The organism is Paenarthrobacter sp. PPS72 (assembly GCF_048537125.1).
In the GTDB taxonomy this organism is placed as follows: domain Bacteria; phylum Actinomycetota; class Actinomycetes; order Actinomycetales; family Micrococcaceae; genus Arthrobacter; species Arthrobacter nitroguajacolicus_E.
The window spans coordinates 238,700-261,887 of the sequence record NZ_JBLYIE010000004.1 but is presented as its reverse complement, the minus strand read 5'-3'; the positions used below and the strand labels follow the sequence as shown (position 1 = coordinate 261,887).

At 62.0% G+C, this 23,188-nt stretch carries 19 protein-coding genes and 1 pseudogene; 14 read left to right on the top strand and 6 right to left on the bottom strand.

The annotated features are described in order from the left end of the window. Positions 1-2: 2 nt before the first annotated feature. The 6 genes and pseudogenes from ACLRGI_RS02620 to ACLRGI_RS02595 all read right to left on the bottom strand — a co-directional run bounded on the left by ACLRGI_RS02620 (position 3) and on the right by ACLRGI_RS02595 (position 4,526). Complete coding sequence (locus tag ACLRGI_RS02620; protein WP_419200155.1) at positions 3-236, bottom strand: GNAT family N-acetyltransferase; 234 nt, start codon at positions 234-236, stop codon at positions 3-5. Further along, positions 233-838, bottom strand: coding sequence for a TetR/AcrR family transcriptional regulator (locus tag ACLRGI_RS02615; RefSeq protein WP_419200154.1), 606 nt, complete (start codon positions 836-838; stop codon positions 233-235). The genes ACLRGI_RS02620 and ACLRGI_RS02615 overlap by 4 nt, the downstream gene beginning before the upstream one ends. A gap of 44 nt (positions 839-882) precedes the next feature. Beyond that, positions 883-1,641 (bottom strand): annotated as a pseudogene (locus tag ACLRGI_RS02610) (MerR family transcriptional regulator). Positions 1,642-1,718: 77 nt separating this feature from the next. Further along, the gene (locus ACLRGI_RS02605; protein WP_419200153.1) at positions 1,719-2,369 is read right to left on the bottom strand and encodes a PadR family transcriptional regulator; all 651 of its coding nucleotides are present in this window, start codon (positions 2,367-2,369) and stop codon (positions 1,719-1,721) included. 249 nt (positions 2,370-2,618) lie between these two features. After that, on the bottom strand, positions 2,619-3,440 hold the full coding sequence (gene nadE / locus ACLRGI_RS02600) for an NAD(+) synthase (RefSeq protein WP_419200152.1): 822 nt from the start codon (positions 3,438-3,440) through the stop codon (positions 2,619-2,621). 66 nt (positions 3,441-3,506) lie between these two features. Further along, the gene (locus ACLRGI_RS02595) at positions 3,507-4,526 is read right to left on the bottom strand and encodes a LacI family DNA-binding transcriptional regulator (RefSeq protein WP_419200151.1); all 1,020 of its coding nucleotides are present in this window, start codon (positions 4,524-4,526) and stop codon (positions 3,507-3,509) included. Between the two features lie 197 nt (positions 4,527-4,723). Here ACLRGI_RS02595 and ACLRGI_RS02590 point away from each other — a divergent pair, with 197 nt between their 5' ends. The 14 genes from ACLRGI_RS02590 (at position 4,724) to ACLRGI_RS02525 (ending at position 23,134) form a co-directional block, all read left to right on the top strand. Further along, complete coding sequence (locus ACLRGI_RS02590; RefSeq protein WP_419200150.1) at positions 4,724-5,569, top strand: sugar phosphate isomerase/epimerase family protein; 846 nt, start codon at positions 4,724-4,726, stop codon at positions 5,567-5,569. 62 nt (positions 5,570-5,631) lie between these two features. Beyond that, positions 5,632-6,639 (top strand): Gfo/Idh/MocA family protein, encoded by a 1,008-nt coding sequence (locus tag ACLRGI_RS02585; protein WP_419200149.1) that lies wholly within the window; start codon positions 5,632-5,634, stop codon positions 6,637-6,639. A gap of 179 nt (positions 6,640-6,818) precedes the next feature. Next, complete coding sequence (locus ACLRGI_RS02580) at positions 6,819-8,360, top strand: ABC transporter substrate-binding protein (protein ID WP_419200148.1); 1,542 nt, start codon at positions 6,819-6,821, stop codon at positions 8,358-8,360. Positions 8,361-8,366: 6 nt separating this feature from the next. After that, the gene (locus ACLRGI_RS02575; protein WP_419200147.1) at positions 8,367-9,308 is read left to right on the top strand and encodes an ABC transporter permease; all 942 of its coding nucleotides are present in this window, start codon (positions 8,367-8,369) and stop codon (positions 9,306-9,308) included. Then, positions 9,305-11,197, top strand: coding sequence for a dipeptide/oligopeptide/nickel ABC transporter permease/ATP-binding protein (locus ACLRGI_RS02570; RefSeq protein ID WP_419200146.1), 1,893 nt, complete (start codon positions 9,305-9,307; stop codon positions 11,195-11,197). Before ACLRGI_RS02575 ends, ACLRGI_RS02570 begins: the two co-directional genes overlap by 4 nt. Next, complete coding sequence (locus ACLRGI_RS02565) at positions 11,194-12,081, top strand: ATP-binding cassette domain-containing protein (protein WP_419200145.1); 888 nt, start codon at positions 11,194-11,196, stop codon at positions 12,079-12,081. The genes ACLRGI_RS02570 and ACLRGI_RS02565 overlap by 4 nt, the downstream gene beginning before the upstream one ends. A 68-nt stretch (positions 12,082-12,149) precedes the next feature. Continuing rightward, entirely contained in the window at positions 12,150-13,010 is an 861-nt protein-coding gene (locus ACLRGI_RS02560; protein ID WP_419200144.1) for a sugar phosphate isomerase/epimerase family protein, read from the top strand. Positions 13,011-13,051: 41 nt separating this feature from the next. After that, positions 13,052-14,218: a Gfo/Idh/MocA family protein gene (locus tag ACLRGI_RS02555; RefSeq protein WP_419200143.1), complete on the top strand. Its 1,167-nt coding sequence runs from the start codon at positions 13,052-13,054 to the stop codon at positions 14,216-14,218. A 79-nt stretch (positions 14,219-14,297) separates the two neighbouring features. Beyond that, the gene (locus ACLRGI_RS02550; protein ID WP_419200142.1) at positions 14,298-15,518 is read left to right on the top strand and encodes an MFS transporter; all 1,221 of its coding nucleotides are present in this window, start codon (positions 14,298-14,300) and stop codon (positions 15,516-15,518) included. Between the two features lie 59 nt (positions 15,519-15,577). Then, positions 15,578-16,624 carry a LacI family DNA-binding transcriptional regulator gene (locus tag ACLRGI_RS02545; protein ID WP_419200141.1) on the top strand — a complete coding sequence of 349 codons (1,047 nt, stop codon included), beginning with the start codon at positions 15,578-15,580 and terminating at the stop codon, positions 16,622-16,624. 91 nt (positions 16,625-16,715) lie between these two features. Further along, entirely contained in the window at positions 16,716-18,140 is a 1,425-nt protein-coding gene (uxaC, locus tag ACLRGI_RS02540; protein ID WP_419200140.1) for a glucuronate isomerase, read from the top strand. Continuing rightward, entirely contained in the window at positions 18,137-19,549 is a 1,413-nt protein-coding gene (locus ACLRGI_RS02535) for a mannitol dehydrogenase family protein (RefSeq protein ID WP_419200139.1), read from the top strand. Before uxaC ends, ACLRGI_RS02535 begins: the two co-directional genes overlap by 4 nt. Before the next feature lie 44 nt (positions 19,550-19,593). Continuing rightward, positions 19,594-20,823: a D-mannonate dehydratase ManD gene (gene manD / locus ACLRGI_RS02530; RefSeq protein ID WP_011773285.1), complete on the top strand. Its 1,230-nt coding sequence runs from the start codon at positions 19,594-19,596 to the stop codon at positions 20,821-20,823. Between the two features lie 7 nt (positions 20,824-20,830). Further along, positions 20,831-23,134 carry a gluconokinase, GntK/IdnK-type gene (locus ACLRGI_RS02525; RefSeq protein WP_419200138.1) on the top strand — a complete coding sequence of 768 codons (2,304 nt, stop codon included), beginning with the start codon at positions 20,831-20,833 and terminating at the stop codon, positions 23,132-23,134. Positions 23,135-23,188: the final 54 nt, after the last annotated feature.

Sequence of the window (23,188 nt, the reverse complement as noted above, 5' to 3'; positions counted from 1 at the left end):
ACTTACCAGCTCTGGAGCTGGCTCGGCTTCTCCATGCAAAGAAGACGAGGCCGGTCCTGCCGACCGAGAGCGGCATCGATCAAAGCAGAGCCCGCGCGATGACCCCGGGCGGCGGGATCAACCCAAACGCGCTTGATTTCGCGGGCTTCCGGCGTCGCTTGGACGATGACAACACCTACGGCGTCGGGGCCACTCAAATCTGCGCGGCGGACGGACAGCCGGGCCTGCCCGGTCACGAAAGATTCTCGTGCCGCGAGGGGGCGAAAGCGATCTCTTCCGTGCGGGCAATGCCGCGCTCGATAGCCGCTTTGTCTATTCCCAGCAGTGTGGTGAGCCACATTCCGTTCTGCACCACGACGACGTCGGCCGCCCGCTCCCGGCATTCATCAGGGGAAAGCCCGGGTACGGCACTGCCGATCAAGGCCGCAAGCCCTTGCAGATACCTGTCGAAAGCTGCCGCGTTGATCTGCGCGAAGTCCTCATCCGCCTGGGCAAGGGCCCACAGTTGGAGGCGGAGGGAAAGATAGCTTGTCGTCAGAAGTTCGGGGTCTGCAACCCGGCGAAGAGACTCCCGGAGTCGCTCGTCCGGGGTTGAGGTCGGCGCCGGCTCCACCAGCAGGAGGTCGTGCTCTTCAATCTGGTGGAGCACCGCGCGGATCAAACTCGATTTGTCTTCGTAGTAGTAGTTCACAAGCCCAAGTGCGACGCCGGCTTCACGCGCCACGGCGCGCATATTGATACCCGCAATTCCGTGGCGGGACAGCAAGTCCAAGGCCGCGTCGAGAATTCGTTTCTGCCTGTCAACCTGTTCGCCGGACTTTACGGTGCTTGAACCCATTCGGTCAGACTATTGCGAAACCCCGAGCAGCGCATCCTGACCGTCTACAGGTTGTTTTCCGCGTAAACGCGCAGGGCATCCCGGACAAAGGTTGCCCCTGCTTCGCCACCGTAGTTGGCCGCGAACCGTGGATCGGCAACGTACATTTCGCCGAGTCCCGTGACGTAACCCTTGATGTCTTGGCCCGGTGCCGCCGTCGGGGTTCCCGGAATGCCGCGAAGCCACTCGACGTGGCGCCGCGCCAGGTCCTGTGCCTCGGCGCTGTCCGGCGAAACCCCGGACTCTGCAGCGAAGATCCAGTCCGTGCCCAGTTTCCGGACGCGGTCCTTCCACTGCTGCTTTTCTTCGACGCTCATTCCGCGCCACCAGGCGTCGCTGGCGGTGTAGGCATCCTTGCCCCAGCGCTCCTCCACCTCGTCCTTGTACTGAGTGTGGTCGAAGCCATCAAACATGTTCTGTGCCATGTACTTTCCATCCCCTTTCATTGTGTCGATTGTTTGCCGGACGGAGGCGATCTGCCGGGTCAGCCTGTCCTGCTCCCGGGCGAGCCATTCCAGATGGCTGCTCAGCGCTTTGACGGTGTCCGTCTCGCGATCAAGAACTTCGGCGATGGCCGGCAGGCCAAGCCCCAGTTCCCGGAGCAGGAGGATGCGCTGGAGCTGAACCAATGCCGGACCGTCCTAGTAGCGATAGCCGTTATGACCGGTCCGGCTTGGCTTGAGCAGCCCAATGTCGTCGTAGTGACGCAGCGTGCGGCTGGTAGTCCCTGCAATCTTGGCGATTTCCTGGATTGACCAGTCCATACGTCCTCCGTCCTGTGCTTGTTCTTCGACAGTAGAGGTTGACGTTACGTCAAGGTCAAGGGAATGGTGGCCGGCACTTAGTCAGCCAGGATCAGGTAGAGCGCCCGGCGGGTTTCGTCCAGCTTTTCGATAGCTGCCTGGCGCTGTTCGTCAGTAACGCCTGCACGGAACTGGTGGACGACGCCCATGAGCTTTCCGACGCTTTGGTGGAAGGCCGCGCCTGTTCCGTCGGCCTCCGTGTTCCATGCATTGGCGAGCTCTTCTTCATGCTCGGCGATGTAGGCCTTGCCGTCCTCGGTGAGGGTGAATTCGGTACGGCGGCCCTCACCGACGGCGACGATCAGCTCTTCGTCCACCAGCTGCTGGAGCGTGGGGTAGACAGAGCCGGGGCTGGGTCGCCAGGCTCCTGACGTCTTCTCGGCAATGGTCTTGATCAGGCCGTAGCCGTTGGACGGAGCTTCGGCCAAGAGCGACAGGATCGCTGCGCGGACGTCGCCACGGTTGGCCCGGCGTGAACCGCCGGGACCAAAGCCCCTTGGCCCAAAGCCAGGTCCGAAACCAGGGCCGAAACCACCGGGGCCGAAGCCGGGACCAAACCCGCCGCCACCGTGTCCGCCCGGTCCGCGCCGGCCCTTGCCGCGGTTGAAGCGGCCTCGTCCGTGTCCGTGTTCCGGATGCCCGTGGTCGTGCTCGGGGAAGGAATTGTCGTGTTCGTTGATGCCTTTCATAACAGCATCGTCCTTTCGGTTGAATGGTTCGCCGAAGGAATATCGGCGATAGTTAACGATATATCGGTAACTATCGCAACGTCAAGACCTTGAAGCCGGGATGTGAGAGATGGCTGGCTGGAAGGGCTCGGGATGTGAGAGACGGTTAAAGCACGACGGCGGGTGCGGACTTCCGTACGGAAGCCGGCACCCGCCGTCGTGGTTGGTCAGTCGTGGTTGGTCAGTCGTGGCTGGCCTTCAGGGAACCAGCTATTTCCACCACGTATCAAAGATGGTGACCGGGACGGTCCGCTTGTGGCGCGTGCGGAGGTACTTCTGCTCAATGAGTTCCGCCGCTCCGTCAGGCACGTCGCGGCCTTCGAGGTAATCGTCGATCTGGTCGTACGTGATGCCGAGCTCGTCCTCGTCGGTGCGGCCGGGCTTGTCATCCAGGAGGTCGGCCGTGGGGACTTTCTGCCAAAGGCGCGCGGGAGCGCCCAGTTCTGCAAGGATGGCGCGGTTCTGGCGCTTGTTGAGGCCGAACAGCGGAAGAATGTCTGCGCCGCCGTCGCCGAATTTCGTGAAGAAGCCCGTGACGGACTCGGCGCCATGATCGGTACCGACCACCAGGTAATTGTGTTCACCGGCCAGCGCATACTGCGCGATCATGCGTGCGCGGGCTTTGGTGTTCCCCTTGTGGAAGTCGGAAATTTCGGCGCCTGTGGTCTTCTCGAACTCCTCCTCGAAGCCGTCAACGGCACGGGAAATGTTGAAGGTCCACTCGGTCTTGGCCTTGATGAAGTCCAAGGCTGCCTGGGCGTCGTCTTCGTCGTGCTGGATGCCGTAGGGGAGTCGCACGGCCACGAAGTTCGCGTCCACGCCCTCCGCTTCGAGCTCCTCCACGGCCAGCTGGGCAAGCCGTCCGGCGAGGGTGGAATCCAACCCTCCGGAGATGCCCAGGACGAAGCCTTTGGTGCCCGTCGCTTTTACGTAGTCCTTAAGGAAGGCGACCCGTTTGCGGATCTCCTCCGCAGGATCGATCCGGGGCTGGACGCCCATTTCTTCAATGATCTTGGCCTGGAGTTCGCGCATGGTCCAACACTAGTCAGCATGGTTATCAACGCTCAACCATATTGCGTGGTGATTCCAGGGGGGTGGCTAGTTGGAAGGCGCCGGGCCCGTGGAACCACGGACCGTGAGGTGCGTGGGCATGACGGAGCGGCTGCGGTTTCCGCCGCCGGCCAGCGGATTCAACTGGGCCAGCAACATGGACACGGCCACGCGTCCTGCCTGCTCAATGGGTGAGCTCATGGTGGTCAGGGGAGGGTTGCAGAAATCTGCACCAAAGATGTCATCGCAGCCCACGATGCTCATGTCCTCCGGCACCCGAAGGCCTCGTTCACGGAGCCTTTGCAGCATGCCGATGGCGATGAGGTCATTGAACACGATGCACGCGGTGACCCCGCTGTGAACGGCAGCGTCCGCTGCGGCAGCACCGGACTGGGTCTTGGGGGCGAATGGCCCGATCCTGCGGACATCGACCCCCCGCTCCTCTGCTGCTTCTGACAGTGCAGTCCAGCGACGGGCACTGGACTGCGAAACGGCGGGGCCGGAAACATACGCAACAGATGTGTGGCCCAGTGAAATCAGGTGGTCCAACGCCTGCGGCATGGCTGAAGGGGTGTCGATGATGACTGCGGGAACGCCGCCGACGTCACGGTTGACGGTAACCATAGGCATGCGGGCAGCGGCAGCGGCAAGTGCTTCATCGTTGAGGCGGGAGGCGGCAACAATGACGCCGTCGGCGCTCTTGCGGAGTTGTTCCAGCGTGCTGGCCTCCACTTCGTCCGATTCCTCCGTATCCACGAGCAACTGCGTGTAGCCGGCCGCCTTGAGCTGGAGCTGCGTTCCCCTGATGAGGTCGAAGTAGAAGGGGTTGGTGATATCGGGAACCAGAACGCCCACGGCGTCTGTCCGGCCGGAGCTCAGCGCTTTCGCTTGGGAATTGGGAGTGTATTTAAGTTCGACGGCGGCAGCCTGGATCCGCTCACGGGTGCGGATGTTGACGCGCTCGGGATTTGCGAGGGCCCTGGATACGGTGGACGCCGCGACGCCGCACAGCGCAGCGATGTCATGGATGGTGGCAGGCCGGCCTGTTGCCATGGGTTGCGTCGCCATGGGCGTTCCTCTCTGAACGACAAATCATCCGGCTGTGACTAGTGCCACACCGTTGAACAAGAATGCCACACGATGGCAGCGAATGGCAATCGGTTGTCAAGTGCGTGCCAAGATGGCTAAACTCAAGGGACAAGACCCGCCTGTGAACTGCGTCACCGCGCCCCCGTGTGTCGCCGCAGGACTACCTAGGAGATTTCGTGACTCAACCCAATGTCGTGTGGAGCCTGTCCGGATTTGGTGATGAAGTAGACCCCGATCCCGCCGTTCAGGCCGCCGTCCTGTTGGCCCTCGGCGCGAGCCACATCGAAGTCCGCAGCGCCTGGGGGACCAACGTCTCGGAACTTGAGCACGAGGCAGTGGTGCGGCTCAAGGATATTTTGGACGAGAAGGGCCTCAAGGTTTCAGCTGTTGCCAGTCCCATCGGCAAGGTGGACGTCACACTCCCCGTCGAGCACGAGGTAACACGGTTGCGCCAAATCATTTCTGTTGCCAAAACTTTGGAGACCAAGTACGTCCGCATCTTCTCCTTCTACCGCGGAGAGGGCCAAAGCCAGGAGGACATCCGTGACGCCGTCATGGAGCGCATGTCCGCGCTGGCGGCAGAAGCCGCAACCCAGGACATCATCCTGCTCCATGAAAATGAGAAGGGCATCTATGGCGACACTCCCGATCGCGTCCTGGACATCATGCAGGCGGTGAATTCTCCCGCGCTTCGGGTTGCTTGGGACAATGCCAACTTCGTCCAGGTAGGCGTTAAGCCCTACACCGAGGGATATGCCCTCCTGCGTCCTTACCTTGAATACCTGCAGGTTAAGGATGCAATTGCCACCACGGGCGAAGTAGTTCCCTCCGGCGAGGGCGACGGCGAATTGGATGCCACTATCAGCGCCCTGGCTGCTGATGGCTACACCGGCTTCGCCTCGCTTGAGCCGCACCTGGCCAGCGCCCACGAGCTTGGCGGGTACTCGGGCCCGGTTGCCTTCGGCATCGCGGCGCGGGCCTTTGCCGGCCTCGCTGCCAGGAATGGCGTCACCCTGGCCTGACCGCCGGCGAACAACAACTCAGCATCAATCTCCACCCAGCGTTGACCTTCAAAGGAGCAGGTATGCCTACAGCAGCAGTTATCGGTTGCGGCGACATCTCGACCATCCATTTCGCGGCACTGGCCACCATGGACGACGCGGAATTGGTGGCGGTCTGCGATTCCGATCCGGAGCGGTTGGATGCGGCGTCAGCCGCCCACGGGGTGCCGGGGTACGCGGACTACCTGGACATGCTCCAAAAGGTTCGCCCCGACGTCGTGCATATCTGCACGCCCCACCACCTCCACGCTTCGGTTGCAGCGGACTGCCTGGAGCGCGGCGTGAACGTCATCGTGGAGAAGCCGCTGGCCCACACCATGGCCGAGGGGCGGCGGTTGATCGAAGCTGCCGAGCGGAGCCCGGCGAAGATCGCCGTCTGCTTCCAGAACCGATACAACGCGACGTCGCAAGCCATGCATGAACTGCTCGACGGCGGCACGCTGGGTCAGGTGATCGGCGCCTCGGCAACCGTCATGTGGCACCGCGACGGCAGCTACTACCGCAGCCGTCCGTGGCGTGGCACGTGGGCGGAGGGCGGAGGTGGCCTCATGATGAATCAGGCCATCCACACCGTGGACCTCCTGCAGTGGCTCGTGGGTGATGTTGCCAAGGTGGAGGGTCACGCGTCCACCCGTTCACTGGGGGGCGTGATCGAGGTGGAGGACACCGCGGAGTTCGTGGCCGAGCATGTGAATGGTGCGCGGAGCGTCTTTTACGCAACATTGGCCAACGCGGTGAATGCTCCCGTCACCCTGGACATCGTGACAGAGAAGGCAACACTGAGCCTGCGTGGCGACCTCACGGTGACTTATGCGGACGGCACGGTGGACGTTATTGCCGAGAGGGTGGCGGAGACGGGAGGAAGATCCTATTGGGGGGTCTCCCATGAGCTCCTGATCGCAGATTTCTACAGCAAACTGCACCATGCCGAGCCGTTCTGGATCAGCCCTGCTGAGGCCGGTAAATCCTTGGGAATCATCAAGGACGTCTATGCGCAAAGTTACCCGGAGGCGGCTGACCAAGTGGGCTGAGCCCATGGGGCAAACGCATCCTTGGAAATAGCTTGGCAACAATTTAAGAAACTTTTGACAATCGGTTGCCAAGACGTAGCAAAGTCCGTACTGTAAATCCCACAACCACAAAAGTGTGGCGCAGGCCACACGCCCCAAGCTCTGACTCCCATCAGGCAAAGACTCAGTAGGAGCCGACAATGAAGTTAGGTCCCAAGGCGGCAGCAGCCGCCATCGTACTCAGCGCATCCCTGGCGCTCACCGCTTGTGGCGGCGGGGGTGCCGGAACCGGAGCTGGTTCCACGGCCGGCGGCGGAACCACAGTCACCGCACTGACGCTCGGTACCCTCCGGGACATCACTTCCTGGGATCCGGCACAGGCCCACGTTGGCCACGCTCTCCAGCCGTATCAGGCAGCGTACGACTCCCTGATCCTTCGCGAACCGGACGGCAAACTCAGCCCGATGCTCGCCACGGCATGGAAGTACAACGACACCAACACCAAGCTCACTGTCGACCTCCGGACGGATGTCACCTTCAGCGACGGTGCCAAGTTCGACGCCACGGCCGCCAAAGCCAACCTGGACCACTTCAAGAAGGCCAACGGACCCCAGATGGCCCAGCTCGGCTCGGTCTCGGATATCGCCGTGGTGGACGCGGATACTATCGACATCAACCTCAGCGCGGCAGAGCCGGCTCTGGAATACTTCCTCAGCCAGGCCGCGGGCCTGATGGGTAGCCCGGCAGCACTCGGCACTGACGCCATCAAGACCGTACCAGTGGGCTCCGGCGCCTACGTGATGGACAAGGCAGCCTCCGTGAAGGATTCGCAGACTGTCTTCACTGCCCGCGAAGGCTACTGGAACAAGGACCTCCAGAAGTTCAAGAAGCTGACGCTCAAGATCCTCACCGATCCGACTGCCCGCACCAACGCCTTGGTGTCCGGCCAGATCGACGCCACGCTGCTGGATCCCAAGAACGGCAAGCAGGCCGAAGGCGCCAAGATGAAGCTTGAAACCAACCAGGTGGACTGGTCCGGATTGCTGCTCCTTGATCGCGATGGAACCAAGAACCCGGCCCTGGCCAACGTCAAGGTACGCCAAGCCATCAACCACGCTTTTGATCGGAAGACCATCCTGGACCAGGTAATGCTGGGCCAGGGCACTCCTACCACTCAGCCGTTCGGCAAGGACAGCGGGGCATGGACCGAGGAGCTGGAGAACTACTACAGCTACGATCCCGGGAAGGCCAAGCAACTTCTGAAGGAGTCCGGCTTCGAAGGCAAGGTCAGCATCGACGTTCCCACCCTTCCCGGTGCTGAAACCCTGATTTCCGTGCTCAAGCAGCAGCTTGCCGATGTGGGAATCACCCTGAACCCGGGCGCGGCCATCACCAACACCTTCACCGCGGATGTTGCAGCGCAGAAGTACCACGCCCTGTTCTTCAACCTTTTCCAAGGCGAGCCCACCGTGGCGATTGACCAGATCGTGTCCACCAAGGCCCTGTACAACCCGTTCAAGACCACCACTCCTGAGCTCGAGGCCAAGATCGCGGCCGTGCGCACCGGTGGTGCAGATGCCGGCAAGCTGGCCCAGGAAGTCAACAAGTACGTGGTGGAACAAGCCTGGTTCGCTCCTCTGTTCCGCGTAAACCAGATGTACTACCACAACGACAAAGTGAACGTCACGCCGCAGGCGCAGCAGGCCGTTCCGTCCATCTACAACTACTCGCCCGCCAAGTAGGACTCCATGATCAAGTTCATTGCGAAAAGACTGGGCAGTGGTCTGGTGGTGTTGTTCGTAGTCTCGGTCCTCACCTTCACCCTGCTGTACACCTCCAGCGGAAGTATCGCCCAGAACATCCTGGGGGACCAGGCAACGCCTGAACAGGTTGCCTTGAAGGAGCAGGAACTGGGACTCGACCAGCCACTCTTTGTCCGTTACTTCGCCTGGTTGGGCGATGCCCTCACAGGCAACCTTGGAGCCTCATGGTTCACCTCGGAGCCGGTGGCCAACTCCCTGGCCACCCGCATCCCGGTAACCATGACCATGGTCTTCACCGCAATGATCCTGATCGCCATCTGCGCAGCACTGATCGGTGTTGCCGCAGCCGTGAAGCGCGGCTGGGTGGACAGGGTGGTCCAGATCGGCGCGATCGTTGGGGACTCCATCCCCGGGTATGTGATCGGCGTGTTCCTGGTAACCCTCCTGGCCATCCAGCTGGGGTTCTTCCCCGCCACCAGCACCATCTCTCCGGGGGTGGGTCCGGAGGCCTGGGTCTATTCCATGACCCTTCCGGTGATCGCGCTGCTGATCAACGGCGTCACCGGCGGCGCCCAGCAGATCCGCAGCGCCGTGATCAAACAGCTTGAGCGTGACTACGTCCGGACGCTGCGCAGCCGCGGCATCGGGGAGCGCGAAATCCTCTTCAAGCACGTGCTCCGCAGCGCGGCACCCGCAGGCCTGACGGTGTTGAGCCTGCAACTGATCGGAATGCTGGGCGGCGTGGTCATCATCGAGCAGATCTTCGCCCTCCCGGGCATGGGTCCGCTGGCCGTCACCGCCACTACCCAAACCGATCTCCCCGTCGTCATGGGAGTGGTGATGTACACCGTGGTGGTGGTCATCGTCGTGAACCTCCTGGTGGACATCCTCAATGGTTGGCTCAACCCGAAAGTACGTGTCTCATGAGCGACTCCGTAGAAACAGCTGCAGTCACTGGCCTTGCGGCGAAGCCGGGTACAGGGCAGAGCGGCACGGTGGTCCGTTCCACCGTGATGCGCCGCCTCCTGAAGAACCCCATGGGCATCGCCTCCTTGGCGATCCTCCTGACAATTGCGGTGCTGGCCATCTTTGCGCCGGTGATCGCGCCCTTCGAAGAGAACTTCGCCAACATCTCCAAAACCCTCGCCGCTCCGGATTCAGTCAACATCATGGGCACGGACAGCGCAGGACGCGATACTTGGAGCCGTTTGCTCTTCGGCGCCCAGCTGACCCTGTTGTCCGCGTTGCTTTGTGCCGGTGTGGCAATCGCCATCGGACTCCCGGCCGGCCTGATCGCCGGGTACTACGCGGGTAAATTCGAGGCCGTCTCCAACTGGGTGGTCAGCATCCTCATGAGCCTGCCCGGCCTGATCGTCCTGCTTACCATCCGCGCAGCCTTCGGCCCGTCGGTGTGGATCTCCATGATTGCTTTTGGCATCCTGATCAGTCCTTCCTACTTCCGGCTCACCCGCACGGCAGTGCAGTCGGTCAGGAACGAGCTCTACGTCGACGCCGCCCGGGTTTCGGGTTTGTCCGATTTGAGCATCATTGCCCGCCACATCTTCTCCGTGGTCCGGGCGCCCATCATCATCCAAACCGCCGCGATCGCCGGTGTTGCCATCGCCATCCAGTCCGGACTCGAATTCCTGGGCTTGGGCGATCCCACCAAGGCAACCTGGGGCGTGATGCTCTCCGAGGGCTTCAAGAACGTCTACCTCACCCCGATGCTCCTCCTCTGGCCCGCATTGGCCATGGCCCTGACCATCGGCGGCCTGGTCCTTTTGGGCAACGCCATTCGCGATGCCCTGGAAGACGGCGAAAAGATCAAGCACCACAAGAAACGTGCCGTTGTCTCTGCTGAAAGCACGGGCTCCTCTGGAAGCACGACGGCGGACGCCGCCAAGGCGCGCCAGTCACGGAAGTCAGTGGCCGCCGTCGATGCCGGAACCGAGCACCACCTGGTCAAGGTGACCAACCTCGGCGTCGGCTATCCGCAGGCGGACGGTTCCATCAAAAAGGTAGTGGATGACGTCTCGTTCCATGTGGACCGCGGCGAAATCCTGGGCATCGTTGGCGAATCGGGTTCGGGCAAGTCCCAGACCGCGTTCTCCATCCTGGGCCTGCTGCCGGATAACGCACGGATCGTGGGCGGTTCCATCCAGTTCGACGGCAACTACACGGTGGCTCCGGGCGAGGACCGCGTGAGCCAGGAGCGGCTGTCCAAGCTGCGCGGCAAGCGGATCTCCTACATTCCACAGGAACCCATGAGCAACCTGGACCCTGCCTTCACCATCGGCTACCAGCTGGTCACGCCCATGGTCCGTGTCCTGGGAATCTCCAAGGCGGAAGCCCGCCAGCGTGCGCTCAAGCTGCTCACCGACGTCGGCATTGCCAACCCGGAACGAACCTTCAACGCTTACCCGCACGAGGTCTCCGGCGGCATGGCCCAGCGTGTGCTGATCGCCGGCGCCATCAGCTGTGAACCGGACCTGGTGATTGCCGACGAACCCACCACGGCACTGGACGTTACCGTGCAGGCCGACGTCCTTGATCTGCTCCGCGAGCTCCAGCAGCGCCTGAACATCGGCGTCATCCTGGTGACCCACAACTTCGGCGTCGTAGCCGACCTGTGCGACCGCGTAGCCGTGATGCAGAACGGCCGGCTCGTGGAAGAAGGCACCGTCCGCGAGATCCTCCGCAACCCGAAAGAGCCCTACACACAGACCCTGCTGGGCTCCATGCTCGAAGGAAAGACCCCCATGACCATGCTTGTGTCAAAGCCTGGATCAGCAGCAGAGAAGGAGCCGGTGGCATGAGTATCCCTTTTGATTCATCGCAGGGGGTGCCGCTGTTGTCGGTAGAGAACCTGGTGGTGGAGTATCCCAGCAAGAGGTTCCGGGCCAAGCCCTTCCGGGCGCTGACGGACATCAACATCACCATCGGCCAGGGTGAAACCCTTGGCTTGGTGGGTGAGTCCGGCTCGGGCAAGACCACCCTGGGCAGGGCAGTTCTGGGCCTCGCCCCTGTCACCGCCGGAAAGGTGATCTTCGAAGGCAACGACATCAGCAACGCTTCGCGCAAGGAACGCCGGACGCTGAGCCGTGACCTCCAAGTGGTGTTCCAGGACCCCTACACCTCCCTGAACCCGGCACTGGAAATCGGCGATATCCTGGCCGAACCGCTGGGCGTGCAGGGCATGGAGCCGGCTGCAGCCAAGAAGCGCGTCAAAGAACTGCTGGACCAAGTGGGCCTGCCAACCGACGCAATCCACCGGCTGCCGCGTGAGTTCAGCGGCGGCCAACGTCAACGCGTTGCGATCGCCCGGGCACTTGCCCTGTCCCCAAAGCTGATTGTCTGTGACGAGCCGGTCAGTGCGCTTGACCTCTCCACCCAAGCCCGTGTGCTGGACCTCTTCCTTCAGATCCAGAAGGACACCGGGGTTTCGTACTTGTTCGTATCCCACGACCTCGACGTCGTGAGGCACATCAGCCACCGCGTGGCCGTCATGTACCACGGCGAGATTGTGGAGCAAGGCCCCGCCGAGGTGGTCACCCGCGATCCCGAACACCCTTACACGCAGCGGTTGCTGCTCGCCTCGCCCGTGCCCGATCCCGACCGGCAGGAACAGCGCCGTGCAGACCGGCACCGCTTGCTCGCGACCCAACACAGCCAGATTGAACAGCAAGGTGCCGTGGCCTGAACAGCCCGCACCCCCATCACACATCCAGCGGCCCCTGTACCAGCGGCCGGAAAACCCGGAGGAAAAAAGTGGCCACAATAGGCGTCCAAGCCATGATGCTGAAGGACAGTTTTGCTGATGTTGGAGCATTCGAAACGCTCCGCAAGGTCAGTGCGATCGGTTATAACGCGGTCGAAATTTCCCAGATCCCCATGACGCCGGAGAACGTGGGCGAGCTGGACCGGGCCCGCACGGAGCTCGGCATGGACATTGCTGCGCTTTCGGTCAATATTGAAGGCCGCAAGGGCATGCCCGTGGAATCGTTGGCAGAGAACTTCGACAAGATCGTGGACGATGCCAAGCGCTTGGATACCTCGCTGTTGCGCATCGGCATGCTTCCCTTCGGGGCCATGAAGTCGTTGGAGTCCGTGGTTGAGTTCGCCAAGCAAGCCAACGGCTACGCGGAACGGCTGCAGGAACAAGGCCTCAGCCTGTACTACCACAACCACCACATTGAGTTCGCCAAGTTCGATGGCAAATACATGCTGGACATCATCGCTGAAAACTCACCGGCCATGGGCATGGAGATCGACGTGCACTGGGTTCAGCGTGGCGGCCTCGATCCCGTGCGGACCCTCGAAAAGTACGCCGGCAAGACAGCCATGGTGCACCTGAAGGACTACAGGATCGGGCAGATGCCGGCTTCTGCTTTCGGGCTCCTGGAGAAGGGCGACTTCCCGGGCTTCATGGCGGAGTTCAAGAATGTGGTCCAGTTCGCCGAAGTGGGCGAGGGCAACCTGGACTTCCCGTCCATCATTCCTGCAGCGGTAGCCGCCGGTGCCCGGTACCTCCTGGTGGAGCAGGACGAACTCTACGGCCGCACGGTTTGGGATGCACTCCAGACCTCGTACGACAACCTGGTGGCCATGGGCCACGCCCACCTTTTCTAGATTTCCACACGTCCCGGTTTTCAGCACAGGAGATTGCAATCATGAGCAAGAAAGTACGCCTCGGCATTATCGGCTTGGGCCAACAAGGCGGCGCCTACGCCAAGTTCATCAAGGACGGACTGGTCCCGAACATGGAGATCGGTGCCATTTGCGATGTCGATCCCGCCAAGAAGGAACTGGCCGCATCACAGTATCCGGACGTCCCGTTCTACGACGACTACATCTCCATGCTGGAAAGCGGCTCCGTGGACGCGATCGTCACGTGCGTGCCGCACTTCCTGCACCCGGAAATGGGCATCGAAACCCTCAAGCGCAACATCCATGCGCTGGTGGAGAAACCAGCCGGCGTCTACACCAAGCAGGTCAAAGAACTCAACGAGTTCGCCGCCTCCAAGCCCGAACTGTCCTTCGGCATCATGTTCAACCAGCGCAACAACCCGCTGTACAAGAAGCTCAAGGAAATCGTCGATAACGGCGAGATCGGCAAGATCCGACGCTCCAACTGGATCATCACCAACTGGTGGCGCCCGCAGGGTTACTACAACTCAAGCGAGTGGCGCGCTACGTGGGGCGGCGAGGGCGGTGGCGTCCTGGTCAACCAGGCTCCGCACCAACTGGACCTGTGGCAGTGGATCTGCGGCGTCCCGCAGTCCGTGTACTCCAAGGTGGCGTACGGCTTCCGCCGCGACATCGCCGTCGAGGATGAAGTCACCGCAGTGGTGGACTACGGCGACGGCGCCACGGGCGTTTTCGTCACAGCCACCCACGACATCGTGGGAACCGACAGGTTCGAAATCCTGGGTGATCAAGGCAAGATCGTGGTGGAAGACAGCAAAGTTGCCACGGTCACCCGCCTGGTCAAGCCCGAGCGGGAAATCAGCGACTCCATGGGCATGGACGGTGTCCGTAAGCTCTTCATGGGCCAGCTGAACCGCGAAGAGCTGTACAGCAGCGAGGTCATCGAGTTCGAGTCAGCGTGGGGCGGCCAGCACGCCGGGGTCCTGGAGAACTTCGCCGCCAACATCCTGGACGGCACGCCCCTGCTCGCTCCCGGTTCGGACGGTATCAACGGCGTCCGCCTGGCCAACGCCATCCACCTCTCAAGCTGGACCGGCAAGGAAGTTTCCCTGGACTTTGACGAGGACGAGTTCCTGCAAGAACTCAACAAGCGCATCGCCGAAGAGGGCAAGTTTCCCGAGCGTTCCTAGCATCTGCTTGGGCGTTCTTGGTTTTTGCACTGGTCGTTCTTCGTTTTTGCCAGGGGGTTGGCGTGGGTAGGGTGGGCCAGTGACCCTTGCCCCGCTGATGGCTCCCCATACTTCGACGAACGTTCGGCGTGCTCGCGGCGCTGTCAGTCTGTTGTTTTTTACCAACGGCGCGATCTTCGCAAGCATGGTGCCGTGGTACCCGGTCATTAAGGTCGATCTTGGGCTGAGCAACGCAGCCTTGGGTTTGGCCGTGGCCGCTTTCCCGTTGGGTGCACTATTGGCGGGCCTAAGCGCAGGCCTGCTGGTCCGGCGGTTCCGATCGTCCAGGGTGGCGGTTGTGGCCACGATCTTTGCCACAGTCGCCACTCTTTTGGCCGGTATAGCACCGTCGTGGGCTGTCATTGCAGGCGGGCTCTTCGTTGCCGGAGCCATGGATTCCCTTGCCGACGTCGCACAAAATTCCCACGGGCTTCGTGTCCAGCGGCTCTACGGGAGGTCCATCCTCAACTCGTTCCATGCTGTGTGGAGCATCGGTGCAGTGGCTGGAGGAGCAGCCGGCGCCGTTGCCGCCGGGCTGGGCGTATCCCGGACCCTGCACTTCGTCCTGATCGCCGTGATGTGTGTGGTGCTGGCCATCCTGTCCCACCGGTTCCTGCTGCGGGGTTCCGATCCGCTGCCCGATGATGCGGCCACGGATGCGGGTGTCGGAATGGCCAAGGGCTCCGTTCGGAGCCGCACATGGTCCCTCAGCAGATACGGCACACTCCTGCTTCTGGTGATGATTGGGTCTGCGGGGGCCTTGATGGAAGATGCCGGCAACTCTTGGTCCGCGATCTATCTCACGGAGGGCTTCGGAGCGTCGGCACTCGTGGCTGGAACAGGCTTCATTGCGCTGCAGGGCATGCAAGTGGTGGGACGGCTCCTGAGCGATCGGCTGGTGGACCGCTTTGGCCAACATTCCGTGGCGCGCTCCGCAGGGTTGATTGTTCTGGTTGGGATGGGCTTGGCGTTGGGCTTTCCTTCTCTGGTGGGTAGCATCATTGGGTTTGGCCTCGCCGGTTTGGGTGCGGCACCCCTTATCCCGGCCGCGGTACATGCGGCTGACGGGCTGCCTGGATTCCGGCAGGGGGAGGCGCTCACGATTGTCAGCTGGTTGCTTCGCTTGGGATTCCTCGTCTCACCTCCAGTTGTCGGTTGGGTAGCGGACGTTTCGTCTCTCCGGCTCGGCTTGTTCCTGGTCCCCGTTGCCGGACTCCTTGTGATCATTTTCTCGCGCGTGCTCGGCAACAAGCCCCGGTAGCCACGAGATCGCGGATGGCAACCGGCCTTTTTTGTTGCCATGCGGTCTACGATGGAGCGGTGACTGATGTGACGAACTCCGGAACACCTGCTGCCATCACTAAACGTGGGCGGGGGGAGAAGTCCTCTGCCACCATTTATGACATCGCCAAGCTGGCAGGAGTGAATCCGTCCACTGTGTCCCGCGCCTTGAGCAAGCCCGGCAGGGTCAGTGCAAAAACGCAGAAGATCATCGAGGACGCAGCGGAGCAGCTGAATTATCAGGTGAATCCTTTTGCCCGCGCCCTGCCAACCGGTCGGACGCAGACCATCGGTTTGATCGTTGCGGACATCACCAATCCAACGTTCTTCGACATCATCCGTGGCGCTGAAACCACCGGTTCCGCCCGGGATTACACGCTGGTCCTGGCTGAATCCGCCGAGTCACCTGAGACGGAAGTGACAGCGGCCCGCCGTTTACTGAGCACGGTGGACGGCCTCATCCTGGCCAGCCCGCGAATGGATGATGACCATATTCGTGCCCTGGCCGCTGATAAGCCCGTTGCGGTCATCAACCGCGAGGTCCAAGGCGTTCCGTGCGTCGTCCCGGATGTCAACAAGGGGATCAGCGAGGCCGTGCGAAGCCTCGCGGGCCATGGGCATACGAAGCTCGCATACGTCGCCGGGCCGCAGCAGTCATGGATGACCTCCCGCCGTTGGGATGGCGTCAAGTCGGCATGCGAATGGTCCAAGCTGGGTTCCGTGCGGTTGGAATCGTCCAAGCCAACGGTCGACGGCGGCAGGCAAGTTGCGCGCGACGTCCTGGAAAGCGGGGCGACGGCAGTGATCACCTACAACGATCTCCTGGCCATCGGCTTGATGCAGGAGTTACAGGCCGGGGGAATGCGCGTCCCGGACCAAATCAGCATTGTGGGCTTCGACGATATCTTCGGCGCCGACTTCACCACCCCGGCACTGACCACCGTACGTTCGCCTTTGGGAGAGTGCGGTACCCGCGCCGTCACCATCCTCCTGGACATGCTGCAGGGCCATGACGCACCCAAGCAGGCCGTTTCCGTGGAAACGGAGCTTGTGGTGCGAGGGTCCAGCGGGCGGCTCCTCTCCTAAATCCTGCAGGGAAACGGCATAGCCCTGCAACGAAATGGCAATTTTTGGCAACCGGTTGACAAGATTGATGGCCGGCCCGCAAGATTGATCTATGTCACAGTCCATTGCCGCACACCCTGACAGGCTCCTGCCCGCAGATCCCGGGACGCGCAGCATCGCGCGATCCTTGTTGGAGCGCGTCCAGGACCTGCCCATCATTTCTCCGCACGGCCACGTTGACGCCGCTGTCATCGAACAGAACACGCCCTTCCCGGACCCGGCGGCACTCCTGGTCAGCCCGGACCACTACGTCACCCGCTTGATCCACGCCAATGGTGTTCCGATGGATCAATTGCTGGCAGGTACGGCGTCCGGCCCACAATCACGCGAAATTCCGCAGTCGCGCGAAATATGGCGGCAGTTCGTTCAGGCCTGGCCCCTTTTCGAAGGCACAGCTTCCGGGTACTGGCTCCGTACCCAGTTCAACGATGTCTTCAAGCTCGAAGCAGACCTCGGAGCCATGCCGGCCGATGCAAGCTACGACGCCATCGCCGCAAAACTGGTGGAGCCGGACTTCCGTCCCCGCCAGCTGTTCAAGGACTTCAACATCGAGGTCCTGGCCACCACGGATGATCCCTTGGACGATCTTGCCAGCCACAAGGCCCTCACCAATGACCCCAGCTTCAATGGACGGGTTCTTCCCACGTTCCGCCCGGATGCCTATCTAAACGTGGCGCATGCCAGTTGGAGCACCAACGTTGAGCGGCTGATCGAAACCGCGGGCGACGGCGCAACCGGCTATGCCGGCTACATCGCGGCCCTGGAAAACCGCCGTCGCTATTTCGTGGAACACGGCGCAGTATCCGCGGACCATGGCGTCCGGACGCCTGCCACGCTCAAGCTCGATGCTGCGGAAGCGGAAGCACTCTTTGATCGTGCCCGCGCAGGTAAGGCAAGTGCCGAGGATCGCGACGCGTTCGAGGCCCACATGATGTACCAGATGGCGCGCATGTCGGTCCAGGATGGCCTGGTGATGACCATTCATCCCGGCTCCTACCGCAACCACCATGGACCCACGTTCGCTGAGTTCGGCGCCGATACCGGTCACGACATTCCGTTCGCCGTTAACTACACCGAAGCCATCCGACCGTTGCTGCAGGACTTTGGTACGGCCAAGGATTTCCACCTGGTGCTCTTCACCCTCGACGAGACTGTTTTCTCGCGCGAACTGGCGCCGTTGGCCGGCTTCTACCCCTCCGTCTACATCGGTGCACCGTGGTGGTTCCTGGATGCACCGGACGCCATGCTGCGGTTCCGCTCGGCGGTTACGGAAACGGCTGGCTTCTCACGTTCGTCCGGCTTCATTGACGACACCCGTGCGTTCTGCTCCATTCCCGCCCGGCACGACGCCTCCCGCAGGATTGAAGCGTCCTTCCTCGCGCGTCTTGTAGCTGAGCACCGCGTTACTGAAGACCGCGCGCACGAGCTGATTCTCGACGTCGTCGATTCCTCGCCACGCAGGGTATTCAAGCTATGACAACCGAACTGCCGCGGCTCAACCGCGACGTAATGGCGGACCCCAAGGCTCCAGTGCGCATGGTGCACCTGGGCCTCGGCGCGTTCCACCGCTCCCACCAGGCCTGGTTCACGCAGCACGCCGGTGATGCAGGGGAGTGGGGCATCGCTTCATTCACCGGTCGTCGCCCGGACGCCGCCGAGGTACTGGCTGCCCAGGGCGGACTGTTCACAGTGGTGGAACGATCGGACTCCGGTGATGCGTTCGAGGTTATTGGCAGCATCGTGGAAGCCGTGGATGGCGCCAACGTGGACCGGTTGGTGGAACTTCTGGCAGCGCCCCAAACTGCTGTGGTCACGCTGACCATCACCGAAGCCGCCTACGGATCCAGCGCCGACGATCTTCCGCAGCTGCTTTCCGGCCAAAAGCCCGCGACGCCGTTGGGTCGCTTGGTCCTTGGCCTCGCGGCACGCAGGGATGCCGACGGCGGATCCCTCGCCGTTGTTTCGTGCGACAACCTCTCGGACAACGGCAACGTGGCGCGCAATGCCGTAATGGATCTTGCCCGGGGAGTGGACCTTGCCCGGGGAGTAAACGCCGGCCTGGCGGACTGGATTGACGTCAGCGTCAGCTTCGTCAGTACGTCAGTGGACAGGATCACGCCGCGAACCACCCCTGAAGACGTTGCCCTGGTCACTGAACGGTGCCGATACCGGGATGAAGCCCCCGTTGTGGCCGAGCCATTCCGCAACTGGGTACTCAGCGGTGATTTCCCTGCCGGGCGGCCCCGCTGGGAGGACGCCGGCGCGGTTTTCGTGGACTATATAGAGCCCTACGAAAACCGCAAATTGTGGCTCCTCAACGGCGCGCACTCCATCCTGGCCTACGCCGGACAGCTGCGCGGACACACCACTGTTGCCGAGGCCCTGGCTGATGCGGTGTGCTTGCAAGCCGTGGAGGAGTTCTGGGACGAAGCGTCGCGGCACCTTAGTGATGACGATCTGCGTATTCCCGAGTACAGGGCGGCACTGCTGGAACGCTTTGGCAATTCGCGGATCGCCCACCACCTCGCCCAGATAGCGATGGACGCCAGCACCAAGCTACGCATGCGGGCTATCCCCGTGCTTCGGGCTGAGCGTGAGGCGGGTCGGAGTGGTGAAGCTGCGGCCCGGATGATTGCCGTGTGGGCCGCGTTCGTGGAGTCGGATCCGGGCCTGCAGGATCTGCAGTCGGATGCCGTGGCGGAGGCCAACCAGTTAGTCGGAGGTGAGCGCATCGCTGCCCTCGTGTCCCTGCTGGATTCTGATTTCGCCCGGGATTCTGCCGTGGTGAAGCTTATCGAGGACCTCAGCGCGGGGTTCCCGCGCGCCGAGACACATCCCGGCAAAGGACTTCGGCAACCGATTGCCACTGTAAGCAATCCGACCTAAAATCGTACTTAATCTCCACCAGCCACATCCCGAAAGGAAAAGCTGTGAAAATCATTGCCGCTGAAGTCTTTGTGACCAGCCCCTCCCGCAACTTCGTCACGCTCCGCATCACCACGGAGGACGGTGTGACGGGCATTGGCGACGCGACCCTCAACGGCCGTGAACTTGCTGTGGCTGCGTACCTCAAGGAGCACGTGGCGCAGCTGCTGATCGGGAAGGATCCGCACAGGATCGAGGACACCTGGCAGTTCCTGTACCGCAGCTCGTATTGGCGCCGCGGACCCGTCACCATGGCTGCCATTGCCGCCGTCGACATGGCGTTGTGGGATATCAAGGGCAAGGTGGCCGGGATGCCGGTGTATCAGCTGCTCGGTGGTGCTTCCCGCAATGGGCTGCGCGCCTACGGCCACGCGTCCGGTGCTGACATTCCATCCTTGTTCGACTCCGTGCGGGAGCACCTGGAACTGGGTTACAAGTCCATCCGCATCCAGACCGCGGTCCCGGGCATCAAGGCCGTTTATGGTGTTGCAGCGCAGGCCCAGGCCTCGGGCGAACGCTACGATTACGAGCCCGCCGGCCGCGGCAACTTCCCGCTGGAAGAAGACTGGGATACCCGCGCGTACCTGCGCCACCTTCCCACCGTGTTTGAAGCGGTGCGCAATGAGTTCGGCCCGGAAATCCCGCTGCTTCATGATGGGCACCACCGCATGACGCCCATCCAGGCCGCCAAACTCGGCAAGGCATTGGAACCGTACGACCTCTTCTGGCTGGAGGATTGCACCCCGGCCGAGAACCAGGAGGGACTGCGCCTGGTCCGTCAGCACACCACCACCCCGCTGGCCATCGGCGAAATCTTTAACACCGTGTGGGACTACCAGACCCTCATCAAGGAACAGCTGATCGACTACGTCCGTGCAGCCTCCACCCACTTCGGCGGCATTTCCCCGCTGAAGAAGGTCATGGACTTCGCAGCGCAGTACCAGATCAAGTCCGGCTTCCACGGCCCCACGGACATCTCTCCGGTGGGCTTCGCCGCCCAGCTGCACGTGGGCCTGGCCATCCACAATTACGGCATCCAGGAATACATGCAGCACTCGGACAAGACCAACGAGGTCTTCCAGCAGTCCATGACGTTCAAGGACGGGTACCTGCATCCGGGCGACAACCCCGGCATCGGCGTCGAATTCAACGAAGAAGCAGCAGCCGCGTTCCCGTACCAGCAGGCCTACCTGCCGTACAACCGCCTGGTGGACGGCACAGTCCATGATTGGTAAAGAGGCCATGACTGGTAAAGAGGCCATGATTGGTAAATCTGCCTCCCTTGACGGCAGGCGACGCCACCACATCGTGGTGATGGGCGTGGCGGGCTGCGGCAAGAGCACCATTGGTGCTGCCCTCGCCGAGCGTCTCGGCGCTGAATTCCTCGACGGCGATTCGCTGCACCCCCAGGCGAACATCGACAAGATGGCCTCGGGTACTCCGCTGAACGACGACGACCGCGCACCATGGCTGGCCGAAATCGGCAGGCGCTTCCCGGCGTCGAACTCTGCTCTTGTCATTGCGTGCAGCGCGCTCAAACGCAGCTACCGGGACATCATCCGCCGCGCTGATCCGTCCGTGGTTTTCGTGCATCTGCACGGCAGTCGCGAGTTGCTGAACGCACGCATGACTGCCCGGCCCGGACATTTCATGCCGCCCTCACTGCTGGACTCGCAACTGGCCACTTTGGAACCTTTGCAGGCCGACGAAGCCGGAATCGTAGTGGACATCGCAAAGTCCGTGGAGGGCATCGTGAATGAAGCAAGCACGGCGCTCAATGGCTTGGCTGCGACGGCCGCGGGGCCTTTCCTGGTGGACCTCAAGGCGGCCCCGTTCAACTTGGACGACGCCGCGGTGGAGTGGGTGGAGAGCACCATCGGGTCCATGACGCTGGAAGAGAAGATCGGCCAGCTGTTCATCAACCACAACAACGATTACTCGCCGGCGTACCTCGATGGCGTGCTGGAGAACTTCCATGTGGGCGGTATGCGCTACCGGCCGGGTCCCTCGGCTGCCGTGCAGGAACACCTTCGATACGCGCAGTCCAAGACCCGGATCCCTTTGCTTATTGCTTCCAACCCCGAGATGGGCGGCGCCGGCAGCTGCGACGACGGCACGTTCGTGTCCACGCACCTGCAGGCAGGTTCCCATCCCGATAAGAAGATTGCCCGGCAGATGGGGCAAGTGGCCGGCGTCGAAACTGCTGCGCTGGGCTGCAACTGGGCCTTCGCCCCGATCGTGGACATCCACTACAACTGGCGGAACACGGTCATCTCCACGCGGGCGTTCGGAAACACCCCGGACATTGTGGTGGAACGGGCCAAAGAGTACTTCGACGGCATCAGTGAATCACCCACCGCTTGTGCCATGAAGCACTTCCCCGGTGACGGCATTGATGAGCGGGACCAGCACGTGGTCACGTCGTACAACACCCTTGCGTATGACGATTGGAACGCCAGCTACGGGCATGTGTACCGCGAGATGATCGCGCACGGAGTGCAGTCCATCATGGTGGGACACATCGGTGCTCCCGAGGTGTCCAGGCATTTCCGTCCCGGTTTGTTGGATGCTGAAATCCTGCCGGCAACGCTTGCTCCGGAGCTGCTGCAGGACCTGCTGCGGGGCGAGCTGGGCTTCAATGGGTTGGTCCTCACGGACGCCTCGCTGATGGTTGGCCTGACCCAGGCAATGAAGCGCAAGGACCTTGTGCCTGCCACGATCGCAGCGGGTTGCGATATGTTCCTGTTTTTCCGGAACCCGGAAGAGGACTTCGGATACATGCTGGACGGCTACAAGTCGGGCGTCATTACCGAGGGCCGTTTGCAGGATGCCCTCCGGCGGATTCTTGGCCTGAAGGCCAGCCTGGGACTGCATGTTGCTTCCAGGGAATCGTTGGTTCCGGCGGCCGGGGCGCTGGCGGTTATCGGCAGCGAAGCGCACCGTGCCATTGCGTCCGAAATTGCGGACAAGACCGTCACCCTGGTGAAGGACACGGCACGCAACCTGCCGATCACGCCGGACACCCACAAGCGCATCCGCCTGTATGGGGTCTCGGGCGGAGCCGATTTCACGAGGGCTGACCCACTGGCGTATCTGGACATTGTGCAGGAAGAACTGGAAACCGCCGGCTTCGAGGTGGATGTCTTCAAGACAGCTGAGCAGCGCGAGGCGGCAGGGGAGTCCGGCATGAACTTCATGCGGGTGGTGTCCGAGGAAGCCACGGGGGACTACGCAGAGCGGTATGACGCTGCTTTCGTCTTTGCCAATGTGAAAGGTTTCGCACAGGAGGCTTCCATCCGGATCAAGTGGTCCTCGCCGATGGCAGCAGAGATTCCTTGGTACGCCACGGAAGTTCCCACGGTGTTCGTCTCGCTGAACCAACCGAACCACCTGATTGATGTGCCCATGGTCAAGACGGCCATCCACGCCCACGGAGCAACGCGCGAAGCCATCCGCGCAACCGTTCGGAAGATCCAAGGCAAGTCCGAATTCCAAGGAACGTTCAACCAGAACGTCTTCTGCGATTCGTTCGATACCCGCCTCTAAGATAATTCTTCGGACATCGCACGGCGTTTACTCGCTCAACTTGCTCAGCTTGTC

What these genes read in the sequence shown, in the direction of transcription:
- ACLRGI_RS02565 (WP_419200145.1), top strand. Translation starts at nt 11,194, where the DNA reads ATGAGTATCCCTTTTGATTCATCGCAGGGGGTGCCGCTGTTGTCGGTA.
- ACLRGI_RS02615 (WP_419200154.1), bottom strand. Translation starts at nt 838, where the DNA reads ATGGGTTCAAGCACCGTAAAGTCCGGCGAACAGGTTGACAGGCAGAAA.
- ACLRGI_RS02595 (WP_419200151.1), bottom strand. Translation starts at nt 4,526, where the DNA reads ATGGCGACGCAACCCATGGCAACAGGCCGGCCTGCCACCATCCATGAC.
- ACLRGI_RS02580 (WP_419200148.1), top strand. Translation starts at nt 6,819, where the DNA reads ATGAAGTTAGGTCCCAAGGCGGCAGCAGCCGCCATCGTACTCAGCGCA.
- ACLRGI_RS02575 (WP_419200147.1), top strand. Translation starts at nt 8,367, where the DNA reads ATGATCAAGTTCATTGCGAAAAGACTGGGCAGTGGTCTGGTGGTGTTG.
- ACLRGI_RS02570 (WP_419200146.1), top strand. Translation starts at nt 9,305, where the DNA reads ATGAGCGACTCCGTAGAAACAGCTGCAGTCACTGGCCTTGCGGCGAAG.
- nadE (WP_419200152.1), bottom strand. Translation starts at nt 3,440, where the DNA reads ATGCGCGAACTCCAGGCCAAGATCATTGAAGAAATGGGCGTCCAGCCC.
- ACLRGI_RS02525 (WP_419200138.1), top strand. Translation starts at nt 20,831, where the DNA reads ATGACTGGTAAAGAGGCCATGATTGGTAAATCTGCCTCCCTTGACGGC.
- ACLRGI_RS02535 (WP_419200139.1), top strand. Translation starts at nt 18,137, where the DNA reads ATGACAACCGAACTGCCGCGGCTCAACCGCGACGTAATGGCGGACCCC.
- ACLRGI_RS02585 (WP_419200149.1), top strand. Translation starts at nt 5,632, where the DNA reads ATGCCTACAGCAGCAGTTATCGGTTGCGGCGACATCTCGACCATCCAT.
- ACLRGI_RS02555 (WP_419200143.1), top strand. Translation starts at nt 13,052, where the DNA reads ATGAGCAAGAAAGTACGCCTCGGCATTATCGGCTTGGGCCAACAAGGC.
- ACLRGI_RS02605 (WP_419200153.1), bottom strand. Translation starts at nt 2,369, where the DNA reads ATGAAAGGCATCAACGAACACGACAATTCCTTCCCCGAGCACGACCAC.
- uxaC (WP_419200140.1), top strand. Translation starts at nt 16,716, where the DNA reads ATGTCACAGTCCATTGCCGCACACCCTGACAGGCTCCTGCCCGCAGAT.